This is a genomic window from Pontiella desulfatans (assembly GCF_900890425.1).
Lineage (GTDB): Bacteria > Verrucomicrobiota > Kiritimatiellia > Kiritimatiellales > Pontiellaceae > Pontiella > Pontiella desulfatans.
In genome coordinates this window covers 967,974-986,959 of the sequence record NZ_CAAHFG010000001.1, presented here as the reverse complement: position 1 = coordinate 986,959, position 18,986 = coordinate 967,974, and the positions used below count along the sequence as shown (strand labels likewise).

17 protein-coding genes are annotated in these 18,986 nt (G+C 57.8%); 8 read left to right on the top strand and 9 right to left on the bottom strand.

From position 1 onward, the window contains the following. Positions 1-194 precede the first annotated feature (194 nt). Positions 195-2,138 carry a sensor histidine kinase gene (locus tag E9954_RS03820; RefSeq protein WP_136077910.1) on the top strand — a complete coding sequence of 648 codons (1,944 nt, stop codon included), beginning with the start codon at positions 195-197 and terminating at the stop codon, positions 2,136-2,138. 115 nt (positions 2,139-2,253) lie between these two features. Then, the gene (locus E9954_RS03815; protein ID WP_136077909.1) at positions 2,254-2,919 is read left to right on the top strand and encodes a response regulator; all 666 of its coding nucleotides are present in this window, start codon (positions 2,254-2,256) and stop codon (positions 2,917-2,919) included. Between the two features lie 193 nt (positions 2,920-3,112). On the opposite strand, the gene E9954_RS03810 is transcribed toward E9954_RS03815, so the two are convergent. From E9954_RS03810 to E9954_RS03800, 3 genes are read right to left on the bottom strand one after another with little or no spacing between them, the layout of a single operon-like run. Further along, entirely contained in the window at positions 3,113-4,660 is a 1,548-nt protein-coding gene (locus tag E9954_RS03810; RefSeq protein ID WP_222847037.1) for a sulfatase-like hydrolase/transferase, read from the bottom strand. Then, complete coding sequence (locus E9954_RS03805) at positions 4,657-6,117, bottom strand: sulfatase family protein (RefSeq protein ID WP_136077907.1); 1,461 nt, start codon at positions 6,115-6,117, stop codon at positions 4,657-4,659. Before E9954_RS03805 ends, E9954_RS03810 begins: the two co-directional genes overlap by 4 nt. A gap of 11 nt (positions 6,118-6,128) precedes the next feature. After that, positions 6,129-8,486, bottom strand: coding sequence for a glycosyl hydrolase family 95 catalytic domain-containing protein (locus E9954_RS03800; protein ID WP_187357945.1), 2,358 nt, complete (start codon positions 8,484-8,486; stop codon positions 6,129-6,131). Positions 8,487-8,668: 182 nt separating this feature from the next. Between E9954_RS03800 and E9954_RS03795 the strand changes: the two genes are divergently transcribed. The 4 genes from E9954_RS03795 to E9954_RS03780 all read left to right on the top strand — a co-directional run bounded on the left by E9954_RS03795 (position 8,669) and on the right by E9954_RS03780 (position 11,834). After that, positions 8,669-9,265: a hypothetical protein gene (locus tag E9954_RS03795; RefSeq protein ID WP_136077906.1), complete on the top strand. Its 597-nt coding sequence runs from the start codon at positions 8,669-8,671 to the stop codon at positions 9,263-9,265. Between the two features lie 9 nt (positions 9,266-9,274). Next, the gene (locus tag E9954_RS03790; protein WP_136077905.1) at positions 9,275-10,060 is read left to right on the top strand and encodes a M90 family metallopeptidase; all 786 of its coding nucleotides are present in this window, start codon (positions 9,275-9,277) and stop codon (positions 10,058-10,060) included. Positions 10,061-10,269: 209 nt separating this feature from the next. Next, positions 10,270-11,151, top strand: coding sequence for a signal peptidase I (lepB, locus tag E9954_RS03785; RefSeq protein ID WP_246046716.1), 882 nt, complete (start codon positions 10,270-10,272; stop codon positions 11,149-11,151). A gap of 191 nt (positions 11,152-11,342) precedes the next feature. After that, positions 11,343-11,834, top strand: coding sequence for an ArsR family transcriptional regulator (locus E9954_RS03780; protein WP_168441939.1), 492 nt, complete (start codon positions 11,343-11,345; stop codon positions 11,832-11,834). Positions 11,835-11,875: 41 nt separating this feature from the next. Here E9954_RS03780 and E9954_RS03775 read toward each other — a convergent pair whose 3' ends face one another. Beyond that, entirely contained in the window at positions 11,876-13,369 is a 1,494-nt protein-coding gene (locus E9954_RS03775) for an SDR family oxidoreductase (RefSeq protein ID WP_136077902.1), read from the bottom strand. A 154-nt stretch (positions 13,370-13,523) separates the two neighbouring features. Here E9954_RS03775 and E9954_RS03770 point away from each other — a divergent pair, with 154 nt between their 5' ends. Next, positions 13,524-14,000 (top strand): ferritin family protein, encoded by a 477-nt coding sequence (locus E9954_RS03770; protein WP_136077901.1) that lies wholly within the window; start codon positions 13,524-13,526, stop codon positions 13,998-14,000. 9 nt (positions 14,001-14,009) lie between these two features. Next, positions 14,010-14,930, top strand: a complete 921-nt coding sequence (locus E9954_RS03765; protein WP_136077900.1) for a DMT family transporter — start codon at positions 14,010-14,012, stop codon at positions 14,928-14,930. Here E9954_RS03765 and E9954_RS03760 read toward each other — a convergent pair. From E9954_RS03760 to E9954_RS03740, 5 genes are all read right to left on the bottom strand, one after another. Next, the gene (locus E9954_RS03760; protein WP_136077899.1) at positions 14,908-15,189 is read right to left on the bottom strand and encodes a hypothetical protein; all 282 of its coding nucleotides are present in this window, start codon (positions 15,187-15,189) and stop codon (positions 14,908-14,910) included. The genes E9954_RS03765 and E9954_RS03760 overlap by 23 nt on opposite strands. 237 nt (positions 15,190-15,426) lie before the next feature. Continuing rightward, positions 15,427-16,065, bottom strand: a complete 639-nt coding sequence (gene tsaB / locus E9954_RS03755) for a tRNA (adenosine(37)-N6)-threonylcarbamoyltransferase complex dimerization subunit type 1 TsaB (RefSeq protein WP_136077898.1) — start codon at positions 16,063-16,065, stop codon at positions 15,427-15,429. Then, a complete protein-coding gene (gene tsaE, locus E9954_RS03750) occupies positions 16,062-16,490 on the bottom strand; it encodes a tRNA (adenosine(37)-N6)-threonylcarbamoyltransferase complex ATPase subunit type 1 TsaE (protein ID WP_136077897.1) in 429 nt (142 codons plus the stop codon). Before tsaE ends, tsaB begins: the two co-directional genes overlap by 4 nt. Beyond that, positions 16,481-17,017, bottom strand: a complete 537-nt coding sequence (locus tag E9954_RS03745; protein WP_136077896.1) for a D-glycero-alpha-D-manno-heptose-1,7-bisphosphate 7-phosphatase — start codon at positions 17,015-17,017, stop codon at positions 16,481-16,483. Before E9954_RS03745 ends, tsaE begins: the two co-directional genes overlap by 10 nt. Positions 17,018-17,112: 95 nt before the next feature. Next, entirely contained in the window at positions 17,113-18,816 is a 1,704-nt protein-coding gene (locus tag E9954_RS03740; RefSeq protein ID WP_136077895.1) for a hypothetical protein, read from the bottom strand. Positions 18,817-18,986 lie beyond the last annotated feature (170 nt).

The following is an 18,986-nucleotide window of genomic DNA, read 5'->3' as shown; positions in this document are numbered from 1 at the left end:
GTTGATTTCTCCCGTGGGGCCGGCCATCGCCTTCCCCGATTCACTATCCAATATACCCCCCCTTGCAAATTTGTCTATCGCACGTATGCGGGATGCCCACCGCAGCCCCCGCATTGCATTATTTCCTGAGATTGGAAGAAGAGGTTTGTAGTTCCGCCTTTAGGCGGCCTGTTAAACCGTGATACAATGTAAACATGTGCAGAATATTCACCATTTGCATCGCAGCCCTGCTGGCCGGAATCCTTCCGGGCAGGGCCACCCCGCTTGCAACACGCTCCCTGAGCCAGCTCGAACAGCGGCTCGTGGAGATCGATGCCGAGCTCGGGCAGCTGGCCCACTACAGCCTGCGCAGCGGCATCGGCTCCATTGGCTTCCGCTCCATCCCGCACGAAACCGCCAACCAGACCGAGTGGATTGAAATCCAACTGGACCAGGAAACCCCGCTCGACGAAATCGTGCTAGTGCCTACCATACGGCGCGATACACAGGAAGGATTCCAGGCGGACGGCTTTCCCGATGAATTTCGCATTCTAGCCGGAACCGCCGACCATCTCTCCGGAACCGTGCTTGGGGAATACCGCTCCGCCGACGGCATCCTGCCTCGCGAGGCTCCCTTGGTCATTCCTGCCAAGGGCATCCTGGCATCATGGATCCGGATCGAAGCGACCCGCCTCTCCCAACGCGCTTTTGACGGAAAACATGTGTTCCAGCTCTCGGAAGTCCTGCTCTTCAGCGGCGGGGAAAACATGGCACTGCGCCAACCGGTCAAGGTTTCCTCCAACCACCCGGAACGAGCCGACAGCGCATGGAATGTCCGCTATCTTGTCGATGGACATACGCCCTATCTGATGGATGCCGCCCAAGGCCTCCAAAGCGTCGCCTATGCCAGCCCGTCCGGCAAACAGCCGGTACTGGCGCTCGATCTGGGGGAATCCGTTCCCCTCTCCCGCATCCACCTGCACGCACTGGAGCAGAGCGACACCGTTCCCCAGGCCTTTGCCGGCGACCTGGGCATTCCCAAAAACCTGCGCATCGAGGGCGCCAACCAGCCCGACTTTTCGGACGCAATCCCTCTGCTCGAAACCCGGCAGGAAAGCGTCAACGACACGGGGCCGATCATGATGTGGCGCATCCCCGAAACCCCCTGCCGCCATATCCGGATTTTCGATGCAACCCCCAACACCCTGGATCCTGCATCCAACACCTCCCGCATCGGCTTTGCCGAAATCGAGCTTTTTTCCAAGGGCCGGAACGTGGCGCTGGGCAAAACCGTCAAGAACGACCTGCCACCCAGAGGCCGGGCGCTTTCCGCGCTAACGGATGGCCGCAACTTCTATGGCAACATCCTGCCCGTCCGAGACTGGCTGAACGAACTGGCCCGGCGGCATGCCCTTGAAACCGAGCGCCCGCTCGTGGTTGAGCAGTTGAATCTCCGGTATGCGCGGCAAAAAGCCACCTTGCATCGGATGAGCTGGTTGGCCGCCCTGCTCGTCGCCGCCGTCGCCTTCACCATCCTCATCGACCGCATGCTCCGGCTCCACCAGATCGCCCGTATCCGCGAGCGCTTCGCCGCCGACCTGCACGACGAACTCGGCGCCAACCTCCACGCCATCGGCCTCCTCGGCGACCTGGCCAAGGATGCCGTGCATTCGCCCGACGAGCTCATTGAAACCGTCGATGAAATCCGCGCGCTCACCGAACGCAGCGGCGCCGCCGCGCGCCATTGCGCCGACATGCAGCAGGCCGACATCTTCGGCAAACTGCCCGACGACATGCGGCGCACCGCCCGCCGCATCATGGCCGATGTTGAATACACGATTTCCATCGAAGGCGAAGCGATGCTGGAAAAGCTTAAGCCGCGCACCAAGGCCGACCTTTTCCTGTTCTACAAGGAAAGCCTCGTCAACATCAGCCGCCATTCCGGCGCCACAAAAGTTGCCATTGAACTGAACGCGAACCGGGAGGCAATCCATTTAACCATCACCGACAACGGGCTTGGCCTTGAGGGGGATATCCCCTCGTCATTGAAACGCCGCGCCCGCCTGTTGGGTGGCCATGTAACCACATCAACATCGGAATCGGGCGGCACCTGCATTGCCCTAAAACTAAAACCGATAAAATTCAGGTTCAGGAATTGAAAATCAACCACAAAGGCACCAAGTACACGAAGAACCTCCAAGAAGAGCTTTGAGAGCCTTCGTGTCCTTCGAGTCTTCGTGTTAAAAAATCACCACTCCTGAAGGAAGAAGGATTATGAACCGCAAAATAAAAATCATGCTGGTCGAGGATAATCCCGAATACCGCCGCGTGATCGAAATCGCACTCAAACGGGACGATGGGCTGGAACTGGTTAACCAATCCGGCACCGCCGAACGCGCGTTGCGCAGCCTCCAGGACATGTCGACCCGCAACGTGCCCGACCTGATCTTGCTCGATCTTAACCTTCCGGGCATGTCTGGCCTCGAAGCGCTGCCCCACTTTGCGAAGGCCGTTCCCGACTCCAGCATCATCGTGCTGACCCAGTCGGACAACGAAGCCGACGTCCTGAAAGCCATATCGCTCGGCGCCAAGGGCTACCTGCTCAAATCGGCCACCGTGCAACAGATCAAGGACGGCATCAAAACCGTGGTGGAAGGAGGCTCTTCGCTCTCCCCGGCCGTGGCGTGTTTCATCCTAAACAAGCTGAAGACCAAACTTTCGCAGAACCAAAAGGGCGATCTGCTCTCTGAGCGTGAACTCGAAACACTCAAGCTGCTCGGCGACGGGCTTCAGAAAAAGGAGATCGCCGACCAGCTCGGCATCAGCACGTTCACCGTGGCCACCCACATCCGGCACATCTATGAAAAGCTCGAAGTCCCCAACGCCCCCGCCGCCGTCAACCGCGCCCACCGCCTCGGCCTCTTCCCGAAAGACGACTGACAAGCAACTAACCAGAAGAGACTCTCACTTCAGAGAGTCCGGTGCGGTCTACTCACAACCAAGGGGATTTACAGGACGATTGATAACTGGACTATCGTTTAAACCATGACCTTCAACTGCCAAATCGTCCTGACATCAATGGTTCTGTGAAATAAAACGAATCAGTTTAATGCGGTATACGGCACCGGCGCGCCTATTGGGCCAGCTCCACGACCAACTCCTGGCAGCGCTTGCGATGGGCGTTGAGCACGTTGGCATATTCGGGATTCGCCGCGAGGTTCCGCAGCTCGTGCGGATCGTCCTTCAGATTGAAGAGCTCCTCATGGATCGGCTCTTCGCCGTTGATCGACGCATCGGGCAAATATTGTTTCCGGTCGTTCTCCTTCGAGAAATAACGGATATATTTCCATTCGGTTCCGCGCACGGCTTCCATGCGCGGATAGCCCTGGTCGGTGAAGAGGTTTTCGCAGAATACCTCCTTGCGCCACTCGGTTTTCTGGCCGGCCATCAGCGGCACCATGCTCCGCCCCTGGTAGGTGTCGGGCACCGGCAGACGGCACAGCTCCAGGATGGTGGCCGGAACATCCTGCCCCACCACCAGCTCGCTGACGGTTTTCCCGCGAAGGGTTCCGGGAAAATGCGGGGAATAAAAAACCAGCGGGATACGGATCGACTCCTCATATAGGAAGGTTTTGCCGCCGAGCCCGTGTTCGCCCAGCAGCAACCCGTGGTCCGAGGCCAAAACCAGGATCGTGTTATCGGCCACGCCCAAGGCCTCCAGGTCGGCGCGGAGTTTCCCGACGAAGCTGTCGATGGCCGTCACCGCGCGCGACATGCGGGTTTTCTTCTCGACGAGGTTCTTCTCATTCAGGTTCTGGTAGTAGCCCATCAACTCGTCCTGCCTGAAGACCTCCTTCGGAAGCGAGACGGGATTGGGATAGTTGATCGGCAGCGGCTGTTGATCCCGCACCTCGTTGTAGAGCTCCCGATACATGTCGGGATCCGTCTCCTTCTTCCCCATCCCCCCGATGCTGGCTTCGTGCGGCAGGTTGAAGTTGATCGAAAGGCAGAACGGGCGGGCGGGGTCGCGCAGGTGGAGAAAGTCCTTCATCGAAGCATCCGCATTCTCGAAAAAATAGTCCTTCCCCTTGCCGGAACGCATGAAAACCTCGGTGGCCTCATAGAGGCCTTCCACCTGGCTGGAGTTCTTGAGGTTCTGGAACTCCTTCTTGCTATGCAGGTCGAAGCCCAGATGGCCGGAGCGCATGTAGCAGAAATCGATGTTCTCCATCATGTAGCGGTTTTTTTCTTTATTCTCGCCCACCGTCACATGGTTCTTGCCGATGTAGCCGGTGAAGTAGCCGGCGGCTTTCAGGCGCATGAGCCAGCTGTTATCAAACACCTCATACGCCATGGCATTTTTGGATGTATAATAAAATCCCAGCCGGTTCTTGCGCTCCCACTGCCCCGTCATGAAATTCGCCCGGCTCGGCCCGCAGATCGGGCTGGTGATGAAGGCATTTTCGAAAAAGACCCCCTCCTTCGCGAGCTGGTCGATATGCGGCGTCTTCGTGACGGGATGGCCTGTCATGCCCAGCGAATCGAACCGCTGGTCGTCGGTCTTGATGAAGATCACGTTGGGCTTCGCCCGTTCCGCAAACGCGGAACCCACCAGGGCCAAGAGGCCAGCCGCCAAAACCGTTTCCTTCAAATGAGCCGTCACGTTCCGCCTCCAAATCATTTCGTCTTCCATAGCTTGATCGTTTCCACATCATTCTTCGAGGGAACGCCCTTCGTGCTTCGCCCCTGCTGCACGTCCGCTTCCAACTGCTTCAGCAACCGCTCCACCACTTCCGGATGGCTTGCGTATAGATTCGTCGTCTCGCCGGGATCCTTTTCCAAATCGTAGAGCTGCATCTTTGGTGCATCGGCCGGGGCATTTTTTTCGTTCGGGGCCGTCCAGCCACCGGACGCCTTGGCCAGGCACAGTTTCCATTTCCCCTGGCGATAGGCGAAATGTCCGCTGATCGAATGGTGGATCACCCCGGCGCGGGAGGACACGACCGGCTTCCCGGACAAGGCGGGGAGGAAACTAACACTGTCCTCCGCACCACCTTCGGGCAGCGGGGTTTCGGTCAGGGCGCCCAGCGTCGCAAAAAAATCGGTCAGGCAGATCAGCTGGTCGCTCGTCGAGCCCGGGGCCACCTTGCCCGGCCAGCGCACAATGAACGGAACGCGGTGGCCGCCATCCCAGATATCCGCCTTGGATCCGCGCAGGTGCGCACTGGCATAGTGCCCGGCCTTTTCCAGCGCGTTGAAGTTGGCCGCCTTGGAGCAGCCATTGTCGCTGCTGAAAATCACAAGCGTGTTTTCGCTCAAGCCGTTTCGTTCCAGCGCATCCAGAATGGAACCGAAGGCCGCATCGGTCTGCATCACGAAATCGGCATAGGCATTGATCCCGCTTTTGCCCTGCCATTCCGCAGTCGGAAGAATCGGGGTGTGCGGCGAGCCGAACGGGACATAGAGAAAGAAGGGTTGGTCTTTGGTTTTGGCGCGTTCATCGAGATAGGCCACCGCTACCCGCTCCAAACGCGGCAGCATGTTGATCTCGTCGTCGTGCTCGATCACGGTGTCGTTTTCGATCACCCCCTTCATGTCGCCCGCATGGTGGAACCCGTGGTAAAAATCAAAGCCACGGCTCACCGGGCCATCCGGAATTTTGCTTCCGACCGGAGCCAGCGATTTTTTCTTTGCGCGTTTGATCTCGTCCCCCGTTTCCGCGTCGGTATACAGGAAATCAAGATGCCATTTGCCAACGATCGCCGTGTGGTATCCCTGTGCCTTCAGGAAGCTCGCCACCGTTGGCCGATCCTCGGCAATCAGGCACGGATCAAACCCCTGGACCACCCCGCTTTGGAGGTGGGTGCGCCAGCTGTAGCGCCCCGTCATCAGCCCGTAGCGCGTTGGGGAGCACACCGAAGAACCGGAATGCGCATCGGTGAACACCATGCCTTCCGCTGCGAACCGGTCGATACCCGGTGTAAGGATTTTCCCGCGTTCCGGGTTCAGGCACTGCACATCGCCATAGCCCAGATCGTCGCACAGCACAAAAACAACATTGGGTTGGCCGGCCGTGGCGGCAAACGAAGAGAGCAGTAGCGCGGCGCCTGCCAAGGCAACTTTTGAAGCGAAGGTCATAATTGGAACTCCTATTTCTTATAATAATGTTGATGGCCCGGAAGCCGGCCCGTTTTTTCGCTCAGCCCAAATAGATTATGGCCCGAAGCATCGACCGCAATAGGTTGGATGTTCAGATCCGTTTTTTCCAGCGAAACCGGAGTGAATATAACTCGCTCCCCCTGCTGGAGCGCGATCTGAAACAGGCCGTCGCCAAGCACCCGCACCTGCTGCTTCTTCGCCGGCTGGCCATCGATGTATATCTTCGGCTTCGGAATGTCGGTTTGAACAAGGCATGGCGAACCCGCCAGGCTTTCAACGGCAACAAACTGCGTCGCGCCGGCGTTCTTTTTGGCGCTGACCAGGAACGCGCCCTGGGTCCGGAAATCCTTGAAGGCAACATCGCCCCACCGCTGCGGCGCGGCCGGGAACACGCGGATCTTCCCGCCCCAGCTCTGCAGCAGCATATCGTGGATGCAGGTGGCGAACGAGAGCGGGCTTTCGATCACCGGATTGCCCTCGGCATACATCGTGGTCGGGGAAACCCGGTCGTGCTTAATCAGGAAATCCAGATAGTGGTAGGCTTGGTCCGAATCGCCCAGCCAGGCATACATGGAGGCCGCCCCCGTGGCCGTATAGCCGGTAACCGACATGGCCGTATCCTTCTTTTCCCGGTTAAACGTCACGTCCAGCCAATGATCCAGCGTCGTCCGCATCAGCTTCGCCCCCTCCTCCGTGTCCGGCGTCAGGACGGCCAGCGGATAAAACGGCAAGAGGTGCGAATAGTGCCGGTGCGGCTTCTCGAACGGAATATCCTTCCCGATGCGCAGCCCATCCTCATCGATCTGGAATTCAACCAGGTTGTCGAGCATCTCCTTCCATTCGGAGGCCAGCGGATCGTTCAGCCGATGCTCGTCGTTGAGGTCGAGCAAGGTTTGGAGGCTCCAGCGCATCAGGCCGATCGTGAAGTTGATGTCCTGCCCGCGGCCGCCCGGATATTCCGGCGACCAGCTGTTCTTGATATGGATCGTCCCGTCATCGGACTTCACCGGATGGTCTTTCAGATAGTTGCGGTAGCTGTTCACGACGCCGCGCAGCTTGGGGAACAGCCCGTCGCGCATGCGACCGCGGTCGCCGGCAAACTCGCAATGCAGCCAATAGTTGTGCATGATCCAGCACAGCATGTCCGGCACGCTCCCGCCCTGGTGCGCCACCAGATCCTGCGGGAACAAGGTGGCCAGCCCGGCGCTGTTTTCCCAATGATCCGGCACATTCTTGAAAAGCTGCTCCTCATGCTTGTCGAACCAGTTGCACAGGGAGGAGCCCACATCCAGCCGGTTCGCCGTCAGATGCGTCCAATACTGCAGCTCCACATTCAGATCGCCCCAAACCATCGGCCAGAAGGTCTTGTGATACCACGGCCCCATCAGATCCATCACCGGCCCGTTGCCGCGGGTGGCCGACGCAAACTTATACATCTGGATCCAGTAGAAGGCCTCCTTTTCCGGATCGTTGATCGTCAGGAAGCTCAGCGGGTAATAGGCGTTCCACCATTGGCGGTGCGAGGCGAAGAAGCTGCCGTCCTCCAGCAGCGCCCGGGCGTTGCGCAGATTCTTCTTCACGACATCCAAGCTGTCATGCCCGGGAAAACTGTGGTGAATGCTCGCAAACAGCAACTGCTTCCCGTTCGCCTTGCCCGCAACCTCCCAGCCCGTCGTGGTCTCGCCCCGGTTTTCATGCAGGGGCTGGAAACAAAACCGCATGCCGTCTTCTTCACTCAGGGTCGGCTCCGGCGGCAACGCATACGGCGCCTTGCGCATTCGGTCCCAGCTGCCCCCCTTCGGCCCGCCGCCACCCTCCAGCGTGGTGCGCACAGGCGCCTTCGGAACCTCCGGATGCCACGAAACCTTCACCGATTCGTTCTCCGCATCGGTCTCGAAATAGATCACATCATGCAGGCTGTGCGTGAAGCCCCGCACGGCATAGGACCCCTTCGAGGTTCTAACCGTCCCCCTCAACTCCGCGTTCCATAGATCCAACCGCAGGTCGGCTTCCTGAATCTCACCCGCCGACTCCAGCTTAAAGTGCCCCAGCGGCAAGCGGCTGCGATAGATCCACAACAGTTCGTTGCCCTCATGCGGCTCGCGGTGGTCATAATAGTCGTGCCGGCCCGCATGGATCGAGATCACATTCTTCGCTTCGCCCTTGTCCTGGTAGAAGAGGAACCCGACATTCCCGTTGCCGGTATACGGCGAAACCTCCCAGCGATTCGGCACCCGATCCCACACCATGTCGTGCCGCCCCAGAAACGAGGCATAATCGATCTCCTCAGAAAACCCCTGCACCGCAAACATCATCGCCAACATCGTGGCCATCCATCCAAGTCTCATCGTAACTCCCGTTTAAAATTGACGCATGAATCTACCACATGCGGAAAGGATTCATATCCTGTAGATAGGGGACGCCGTGCATGCTTAAAATCCCAGACCAACACCACAAACCTCCTTCGCCAAGGCTACGGCGGTCAAGCATCGCGCAGGGAAACGCAAGAACGGGGCGGGAATAAATTCTGGTGCGGCGGGAACTGAAAGGCCACGCCGCTTTAAAAACCGGTGCGGGCGGTTTTGCTACAGGACAATTGAACGACAAGACTATTTCGGTGCGGGTGGATTTTTTGAACCACTGCGCCCGCACCGGAAATAGTCCTGTTATAAATCGTCCTGTAAAATCTCTCCGTCCGCACCGAGAATCATTTTGCTCCAAATCAATTTGCCAGAATCCTGCCCAGCCCGGCCATGAGCAGGCAAGAAAGCCCGCTCCACATATTGGAGGGCGAGGTTCCATCCGAGCCGCCGCACGGTTCTTTCGTGGAGGGGCGGACGCCGTCCGCCCAGGCGCACGGCGTGCGCCCAGCAAGGCATCGCAGGTGTTGGATGGCCACACAATTGAGCAGCAATTGCGCGCAAAATTCACAAGACAGGATAATGGAATGACAGGATCATTGGATGACAGGATGATTTTACTTGCCCGCACCGAAAATCGTCTTGTCATCAATCGTCCCGTAAAAAATCGGCATCCTCATATGGTTCTCATTTTCGTCCACTCGCGTGCATTCGCGGTTCTATTATATGCGGTTGCCGAGGTTGATGTTGGGCGTTTAAAAACATAGGATTTATCCATGTTACCCATATTAATTATCTTCTGTTTGCTGGTTGGGATTGTTGCTGCGGTGGCAGTGATGAAAACGTTGAAGCAGCGTAGGCGGGCCAAGCTGCGTTCTATTCCCGCCCCCGATTCGTGGCTGAAGATTTTGCATAAGACGCTCCCGATGGTGGACAAGCTTTCGATAGCGGAGAAAAAGCGGATCGCGGGATATATGAAAGTTTTCCTTGCGGAGAAACACTTCGAGGGTTGCGGCGGGCTGGAGGTGACCGAGGAGATGAAGGTGACGGTGGCGGCGCAGGCCTGCATGTTGCTGCTGGGCCGGGAAGACAAGGTCTACCCTCGCCTAAAGACGATCCTACTCTATCCCCACACCTACACCGACGGGGAGCAAGCACGCCTAGGGGAATCGTGGAACAGCGGCGTGGTGGTGCTTTCGTGGAACAGCGTGGTCGGCGGTGCGCGCAACTTTGCCGACGGACACAATGTGACGTTCCACGAGTTTGCGCACCAGCTCGACCAGGAAAGTGGCGCGGCCGACGGGGCGCCGATTCTCGGGGATCGGTCGGCCTATTCGACCTGGGCACACGTGTTCGGCGATGAATACAAGCATCTGGTCGATACGACCAACCACGGTCGCAAGAGCACGATGGATCAGTATGGAGCCACCAATCCGGCTGAGTTCTTCGCCGTGGCCACCGAGACGTTTTTCGAGAAGCCCCGGCAGATGAAGGAGAAACATCCGGAGCTTTACGAGGAGTTGCAGCAGTACTACAAGCTTGATCCTCTACAGTGGATATAAAGGATAAACGGGATGGTTTAGGCGAAATGGATGGGAATAGTAAATACCCTCGCTGGGTGGGCGTCGTCCTTTCCCTCTTTGTGCCGGGTTCCGCGCAGTTCCTTTCGGGAAGAAAGGGGGGTGGATTCTTATGGTTCGTTGTCCTGTCGCTAGTTCCCTTCGCGGGTTACGGAGTCGCGATCGTTCCTCGGGAAGCGTCCGTGCATGCCATGTATGCCATCAACTTCATTCTGCTTCCGTTACTTTTCATCACCATGTTGTGCGCATCCTACCGCCCGGTTCGGCGGCTCCGGCTTCGAGGAAGGATCGGCTTCGTTGCCGTTTTCCTGTCCTTGACCGTCGGCACGGCACTTCTTCGCGGTTTTCTCCCCTCCAGCCCCTTCCGCGTCCCGGCCGGTGCAATGGAACCAACACTTCGCGGAACCACCACCTCAAGGGAAAAGACCCAGGGTTCGTCCATGGAGTGGTTTTGGCACGGCAAAAAACAGGTGGAGTTCCGGGCCTCGGCCTCGGGCAGCGTGAGCCAATTGCGAATGAGCCGGAACGACATTAAGTTTTCCGTTGGTGATGTCCCGCACAAGTTGCCGGCCTACTGCATGGGAAGCTTTTGGCCGACACAAGAGCTGAAGGAAGGCGACGTCATCTGGTCGGGCACGGTGCAAGCCGGCGACCTGATCCTGGTTGACCGGCTGTCCTATCTGTTCCGCGATCCGCGCCGAGGCGACATTGTTGTGTTCAGTACGGACGGCATATCCCACAAACAGGTGCGACCGGGTTCGGTTTATGTGAAACGCATTGTTGGCCTCCCGGGGGAAACCATTCGAATCAATCCGCCCCACCTGGTGGTTGATGGCAGGACGATTCGCAAGCCCATCCCGTTCCGAACGCTCGACTATGAAAACGCCGGCCAGCTTGCCACGCCAGACGATTACATTGAGCTGGGCAAACACGACTATCTGGTATTCGGCGACAACACCGGAAAAAACCAGAGCCTGGATGGCCGCTATTTTGGGGCGATTCCACGCAGTTGCATCATTGGGCGCGTAAACACGATCTATTGGCCATTCAGCCGCATCCGCGTGGTGGAATAGTTGGCAAAAGCCAACTGACATGGCTGAGCCCGACCTGAACCATAGTCCGCAAACCATGAAGCACCCTGAATACTCCTTGAACTTCTTTTCTTTTTACTATCACAGTTCGCGAACTATGATAGCCTTTGCGCATGGAACCCCTTCGCCCTACCTTATGGAGAACCTGCCGGGTGATTGCCCAGCCAACGCGATTGACCTTGCTACGAGCCCTGATCTCCCACCCCGAGTGCACCGTGTCCGGCCTCGCCGAAGCGATCCATGTTTCCAAGGGAGTTGCCAGCACCAATTTACGCGCCATCAATGCACGCGGACTCATCACCTCCCGGCAAGCGGGCAAATATGTTTTTTATTCCGCGCAAGCCAACCCCCATGTGGATAACGCACCGGAAATCCTGGAGGCGCTTGAGGCCGCCTTTTCCGCCGGCATGAGCAACGGGCAAATCATCCATTGCGCAACGGCTTTCACCAACCGGCGGCGTATTGAGATTGTTCGTGTTCTTAGGCACGGCGTCCGGTCGCTGCGAGGACTGCTCATCGAGACGGACATCCCGCATCCGGCTCTCCATCGCCATTTACGGAAACTCACCAGACGCGATGTGGTTTTCCAGGAAGACTCCCTTTACAGCCTGAAAACGCCAGCCCATCCGTTCGCCGGGGTTTTACTCGAAATTGCCACCGCATAGCCGCACCACCCTTTCGCGAAATGGTTCGGAGAGGCCTTCCATCAACCGCGCCGTTCGATCTGCTTGATGAGGTCTTCAAAAATGAAGTGGTGGAACGGCAGGAAAATATACCAATAGGTGCGCCCCCAAAGTCCCTTGGTCTTGTAGTAGGCATTCACGGAGAGCCGGTTCTTTTCCCCCGACACGGGATCAACACGAAACTCCAGCCATGCATAGCCGGGCACCTTCATTTCGGCTCGCAGAAGCAATTGCCTATGGTAATGGATCTCTTCGACGCGCCAAAAATCAACCACGTCGTTCACGCGCAGTCCCGAGGCGCTGCGCCGGCCGCGCGTGGTGCCCACGCCCCGGAGCAACCGGTCGATCGCTCCGCGGATGCGCCACAGGAATGTGCTGTGGAACCAGCCATTGCGCCCGCCAATGTGGGTAATGGATTTAAAGAGTGCCTCGGCGGTTTTGCTCGTGACGAGTGAATAGGAGCTGGTGTAGGTCGGCACCCCCTCGATTTCGCTTAACTTGATGGCCAGCTCGTAGTCCGGCGGATAGCTATCCGACCACCGCGTTGAAACGGAATCCTGCTCCTCGCGCGAAAGCGCCAGCACGAGCGCCTCTTTGCAGGAAATGCGACGAAACGGGATGAGATCGACGATATCATTTTCCCCACAGACCACATCGTGGGTCACGCTTTCCATCAGGCACCAGGTGATGGCCGCCGGCACCGGGGTGAGCAAACTGGTTATGTAGGAATAGAAACCGATGCTAGAAATTGGGGACGGGACGAACGCCCGTTTTTTCCCAAGGATGCCGGCATGCATCTTCAGCATTTCCTCATAGGTCAGGATATCGGAGCCCCCGATGTCGTATGAATGCCCTGCTGTTTCCGTCAACTCGAGCACGCCGACCAAATATTTGATTACATCGCGCAGGCCGATGGGTTGGCACCGGGTCTTGGCCCAGGCCGGCACCAGAAAAACGGGGATCCTGCGAACCAGGTGGTTGATCATTTCATAGGAGGCGCTTCCGGAACCAATGATGATGGCGGCACGCAGGATGGTGGTCGGCACCTGGCCCTTGCTGAACTCCTCGGCCACTTGCGACCGACTGGCGAGGTGGGGCGAGAGCGTGGTTTGCGTGTCGCCTAGTCCGCCGAGGTAGATGATGCGATTCACGCCCTGCCGCTCGGCCGCCATCCGGAAATTCCGGGCGGCCCGGATATCGGCATCCTCGAACTTGTGAAGGCCAATCAACATGGAATGGATTAGGTAGTAGGCGGTGTCCACGCCTTCCAACGCCTCGGAGACCTCGTCCTCGATAAGGGCATCCGCCACGGCGACCTCGGCATCCGGCCAGCGGTCTTCATGCTCCGGCGACTCGGCGCGCACCATCACACGCACCTTGTAGCCCCGGCCGATCAGTTCGGGAACCAGGCGCCCGCCGATATAGCCGGTTGCCCCGGCCACCAGCACCCGGCCCATGTCCGGGCAAGGTTCCGTCGGCAGCTCGGCGGACACCAACTCTTCCAAATTTTCAGCCATCTATTTGCATTCCCATGTCCACAAATACTAATCATCCTGCAACAAAGCGCAAGCTCCACAAACACCGACAAATGAGCGCGGATTAGTAGTCTTTTCAAAACCTAAAAGACTGCTCGACAGGCGGCCCTCCTGTTTGCAACGCTTGTATCCAGTTATGGAAAAAAACCGTCTAGATGAACTAATTGAAAAGAGCATCGCGCTCGAACTCAACGCCGCAGGGCTCTACAAGCTTTTCTCGGAAGCCTTGCCGGACGACGCCGATTTTTGGTGGAAGCTTCACTTGGAGGAAAAGAGCCATGCCTCGCTGATACGCGCGGCCAAGGAATCCTTCCTAAAGCGCGGAAAGTTCCCCTACGACATCGTGGCCGACTCCATCGACGAGTTGAAGAAATCCAATGCCAAGACCTTGGAAACGATTGAAAAATACAAGGCCGTCAAACCGACTCGCCAGGAGGCCTGCAAAGTGGCCATTGCACTGGAGAACGAGTCCGGCGAATGCCACTACATGAAGTTCATGGAAAAGGATGCCGAAACGGTGGTCGAAACGGTTTTCCAGCAGCTCAACCGCGGCGACAAGGATCATGAACGCCGGATTCGCGAACATCTCGATTCGCTTGCGATCGAATCCTAACGGAATTCGATGAGCAAACCCGGACTCCTCCGGCTCAATCTGTTGGCAATTTTTGCGTGCCTGCTTTGGTCGACGTCGTTCGTCACCTCAAAGCATGCACTCGACTTCCAGGAACCGCTCAATCTGGCCGGCCTACGCTTCGTGCTGGCGGGCCTGATCCAGATCCCGTTGTGCGGGAGCCTCGCCGCTCCCATCCGCATGCTCCGCAAGGAATTCACCACGGTCTTGCTGGTGAGCCTTTTTCACACGATCTTCCTCTACGGCACCTTCTTCATCGGCCTCAACTGGGTGCGCGGCGCGGAAGGAGCTATCATGATCGGGGTGGGTCCATTGGCCTCTGCATTGATGGCGCACCTGCTCATGCACGACGACAAAATGCAACGGCGCACCTTGGTCAGCATCGTGTTTGGCATGGTGGGCGTGGCACTGATCAGCCTGGCAACCAAGCCCTGGAGTCCGGTCGGGCTGAAGGAATTCTTCGGCTTGATGCTCCTGCTCAGCGGCGCGGTGGTCTCGGCCATCGGCAACATTGTGGTGGCCAAGCGCAAGGGCGGCCTGCACCCGATTGCCCTCAACAGTGCGCAGATGCTACTGGGAGGGATCGTGCTGCTGCTCATTGCGCTGCCCTTCGAAGGCCCCCCGCAAATGAACCAACCCGCATCGTTCTTCGGCGCATTGGCCTGGCTTTCCATCATCTCCGCCACGGCCTTCGCCATCTGGTTCCACTTGCTCAGCAAAATCAAGGTTTCCAAGCTAAACCTCTGGAAATTCCTAATCCCGCTCAGCGGCGCGGCCTTGAGCTGGTTGCTCCTTCCGGATGAATCGCCAACCCTGCCCAGCCTGATCGGCATGGCGTTCATCATCGCCGGCATCGTGATCGGGCAGGTTGAAGGAAAAAGGGTAAAGGCTAAGTCGACTCAGACCGCTTAATCTCATCCACATCCACCTTATCCTTAAGGCGATCAGTCGAAGATTTATTCAGCAGCAAATCCTCACGGCCGATCACCCGAATCCGCACATCCCCATACTTCGCAAAAATCGTATGCGCGGCGGCGTTGGCGTACTCAACTCCACTGATTTGATTCAGCAAGTCAATTTGGCACGGTGGAACACCGAACTGGATCACAGTACCCTCTTCGGAAAATAGCTCGTGCTTAAGTTGTTCCGCCGGGAAGCCGAAATAAAGCATGGCCCTTTTCAAGAGACGTCATATTTTTCTAACAGCCGTAAGAACTCGCAGAAGTCTAGCTGGATATTCATATATGAACTTTCCGGCTTCGAGACGCAATCTCTCCACCTCATCCAAGCGCTCTTCGGGAGTCGTGGCCTTGAAAAGAGGCCGCATGTCGTCGAATCCCTTCGATACGTTGACAATCATCTTTTGCATATGAACAGCCTAGGCAACAGGTGCCACCGTCTAAATAGATTATGCAGGGAAACGCGGGGCAATGAATACCGGCGGGTGCATGTAGAGCGGCTCAAAGGGTTCGGATTGGGTCCCGCGCTCCAACCGCCCGGCAACCAGTCCACCCAGCTTGCCCGCCGTCGGGAAAACAGGCACGGGTTTCTCCATCGTCCTAAAGCCGGCCAGCAGTTCCTCCAACCGGTCATGGTCGGGACTGACAACCAGTGCGTCTTCGGGCACGAAGGCGCGGAGTTCTTCAAGTTCCATCAACTTGAATTCCTTTACCAGCTCGGATCCGTCGAAGACCCCCGCCCAAACCTTGTTGCGGCGGGCATCGCCGACCACGGCGGTTTTGGGCGCCCCCACCTGCGCGGCCAAGGCCGCGCCGCTGTTCAGGGCATAGACCGGCTTCTTCAACGGAGCGGCCAGGGCGTTGACCACGGAGAAACCGATCCGCATGCCGGAAAAGGCACCCGGCCCGCGGCCCACCGCGAAGAGATCCACGCCATTCCAGTCGATTTCCATATCCGCCATGGCATCGAACAACTGCTGGCGGTTCTTGAAATTTTCCTCCCAGCTTTTTTCGGCGACAACCTTGCCGTCTTCCACCAGGGCAACACTCCCGAAGCGGGAACTGAGTTCAATGGCAAAAATCCTCATGCGTCGGTCTCCCTGAAAATGCGGAACGCACGGGTTCCGGTATGTTCGTCGGCCTTGATTTCAACATGCAGCAAATCGGGGGGCAGCAGACCTTCGGCGCGCTCCGCCCATTCGATGGCCGTAATGCCGTTGACGTCGAAATATTCCTCGAGCCCCAGGCCCAATGCTTCCTCCGGCCCCGATAGGCGGTAGAGATCGATGTGGTGCAACGGCAGGCGCCCTTCGTATTCGCCGATCAACGTATAGGTCGGACTGGTGATGGGTTCGTCGATGCCCAGCGCGGCGGCAAAGCCCTGGATGAAGCAGGTCTTTCCCGCGCCCAGGTCACCGTGCAGGGCAATCACCGTTCCGGGCCCGATCTCGCCGGCCAATTCGGCGGCCAATTCCCAGGTTTCCTCTGGACTGTTAGTTTCAACTATCCGCACGGCTTCAACTCCTTTTCTAAAATCGCGGCCACTTCATCCATGCTTTCGACATGGAACTCGGCCTTGGTTCCTTCATCCAACGGACACACCCGGATCGTTTTACAACCGGCAAGGCGCCCGGCCTCCACATCCTTCTCGCTGTCGCCAATCATCCACGACCGCAAAAGATCCAGCCCGTGTTTTTTCGCGGCATCGTGGAACATGCCGGCCTTGGGTTTGCGGCAGTGGCAGTTGTCGGAAGCAAAATGGGTGCACTGGAAAATGTCCAGCACATCGACCCCGTGGGCCCGCAGCTGCGCGCGCATGTTGCCATGGATTCCGGCCAGCTCCTCTTCGGAATAGAGCCCCTTGGCCACGCCCTGCTGGTTGGTGATGATGACGGCGGGGTATCCCTTGGCTGCGACCGTCCTGAGCGCTGCCACAAAGCCGGGCTGAAGATGGAAATCCTCCCACCTTTCGACATAACCGGGCCCCGGCGATTCGTTCACGATGCCGTCCCGGTCAAAGAATATGCATGGTTTGTCCATTGGTTTTTCCTTAAATGCGCGGCACAACGTACCGTTCCGCACCGGCCATTTAAAGGTTTATTTATTCCCCGGAACCGCGTCCCCTGTCGCAAGGATTATGAATCGGTACTGAAGGTGATTCCGAAACTAACCGGCGGGCTGGAAACCTCCATGCCATCGGCGTAGATGGCGATGGCGCGCACCTGGTTTGGGCCTTCGCCAACCATCAGTTCATCGAGCACCAGCTCCGCATCGGCATCATAGATCTGCTCATCGAGCACCCGTTCCCCGGAAACCAGCCGAATCTTTTGGGGCATTTGCTGGCCGCCAATCTGCACCTTGATTCCGTGTTCGTGCTTACCGAGCCGGGCAAGGTTTGGACGAATGGTCACCGACCGCCCCATTTTATTGACCATGATGGGCTTATCGAACGAGGCGTTGAATTCAACCATATGCTTGATGCGCGCCACGGCCCGCAGCTCGTGGTAGCCATCGGCGAGTCTCAGCAAGCGGATATGCACGGAATTATCCTCGGAAACTTCGCGGATCTCCTTCCCGTCCAGCAGGAAGGAGTAGAGAAACTGGGCATTCTGCACTTGGCACGCGGCATTGGCAAGGTAGGTGAAGTCGTTCTCAATGTTATCCGCCCCGAGAATGTTCACGGAAAGCGGCAGTGCATAGGGCTTGGCCATCGGATCACCGAGCAGGAGCGACTGCAACGGGCAGGCGATCGACTGGTAGAAGCTTTCGAGCATCGAACACCCCGCGGCATAATGTGCATAGAAACGCGCCGAAGGAAACTTGTTGGGGTTGGAATAGGGTTCCACCACCGCTCCGGCGGAACCGGTTGCCCCGGCCTCGATCCATGCCGTGAGCTTCGTCTGCGGCTTCTGGAATTCCGCGCTCCAACTGGTCAGGTGCTCCGCCATGGCGCCCGGCCAGAACGATTTGACCTGGGACGGATCCACCTTTTCCGCCCCCATCAGGATACCCATCACATTTTCGGCACCGGCCGGAAAGTTGGTGGTCACCGTTGCGGTGATCCCCCGGTTCTTCAGTTCGTTGACGGCGGGGTAGTATTGATATTCGCGGCATTTGGAACGGACATCGTCGGATACCACGAAGTTGATCCCGCTGCGCATGCCCCGGTGGTCGGAGCGTTGGCCGCGGACGAGGGAATCGATTACGGTCTGGACGTCGTTTCCATTTTCACCGGTATAGCCCAGCATCATGCTGGGGAGCGGCATGCGCTCCCCCAGCCCCCGTTGCAGCCAGGCGGCTTCCGGCGGAACCTTGGCATCCATCCCCAATCCCTTTTTCTGCATGCCAAGCGACATGGAGTTGAGGTTGAGCTTGATCCGCTGGTTCGGGCCCGCAAAGAGCTTCGAAAGGTATTTGCCCTCCTCCACCAGGCTCAATCCGGGCATCTTGTTGCGCATGAAGGTCATGCCGCCAACGGACATTTGCTTGCGGTCGTAGGAGTCGGTCTTGACGCGGATCGGGAAGTCGACGGAATAGACCCAGGCCAGGATTTGCTGGTCGATCCCCCGCTCCTTCGCCACGGCGTTGGCCGGGGCCCAGATCAGCTCCGTGAATTGCTCCGGCGTGATGGTGGCGCTGCCGCCATAGGCACTTTCCGGAATATCGAGATAGACGACATTGCGCCGTGGAACCTGCCGCGCCGCTAGGAACGAGTTGGCCACCTTCAGCGAATCCTGCGACTGCTGGTTCACCAGCAACAGCACCTCGTGCGGCATCTGCGCCCAAGCGAAGACGGAAAACATTATAGACAGAATGATTTGGTGACAGAATAATTTCATGACTGACATGACAACTCCCGGTTAAACAGGGACAAACTATGAAGACTTGCCCTTCGGATTTCAACCCACATGCGGAAAAAGAGAGGAACCACGAAAGACTTAGCGCGGCCTAGCCGCAACCAAACCTGAACAAATCTTATTGGCAACGAATGAATGTAAAGCAACGAATA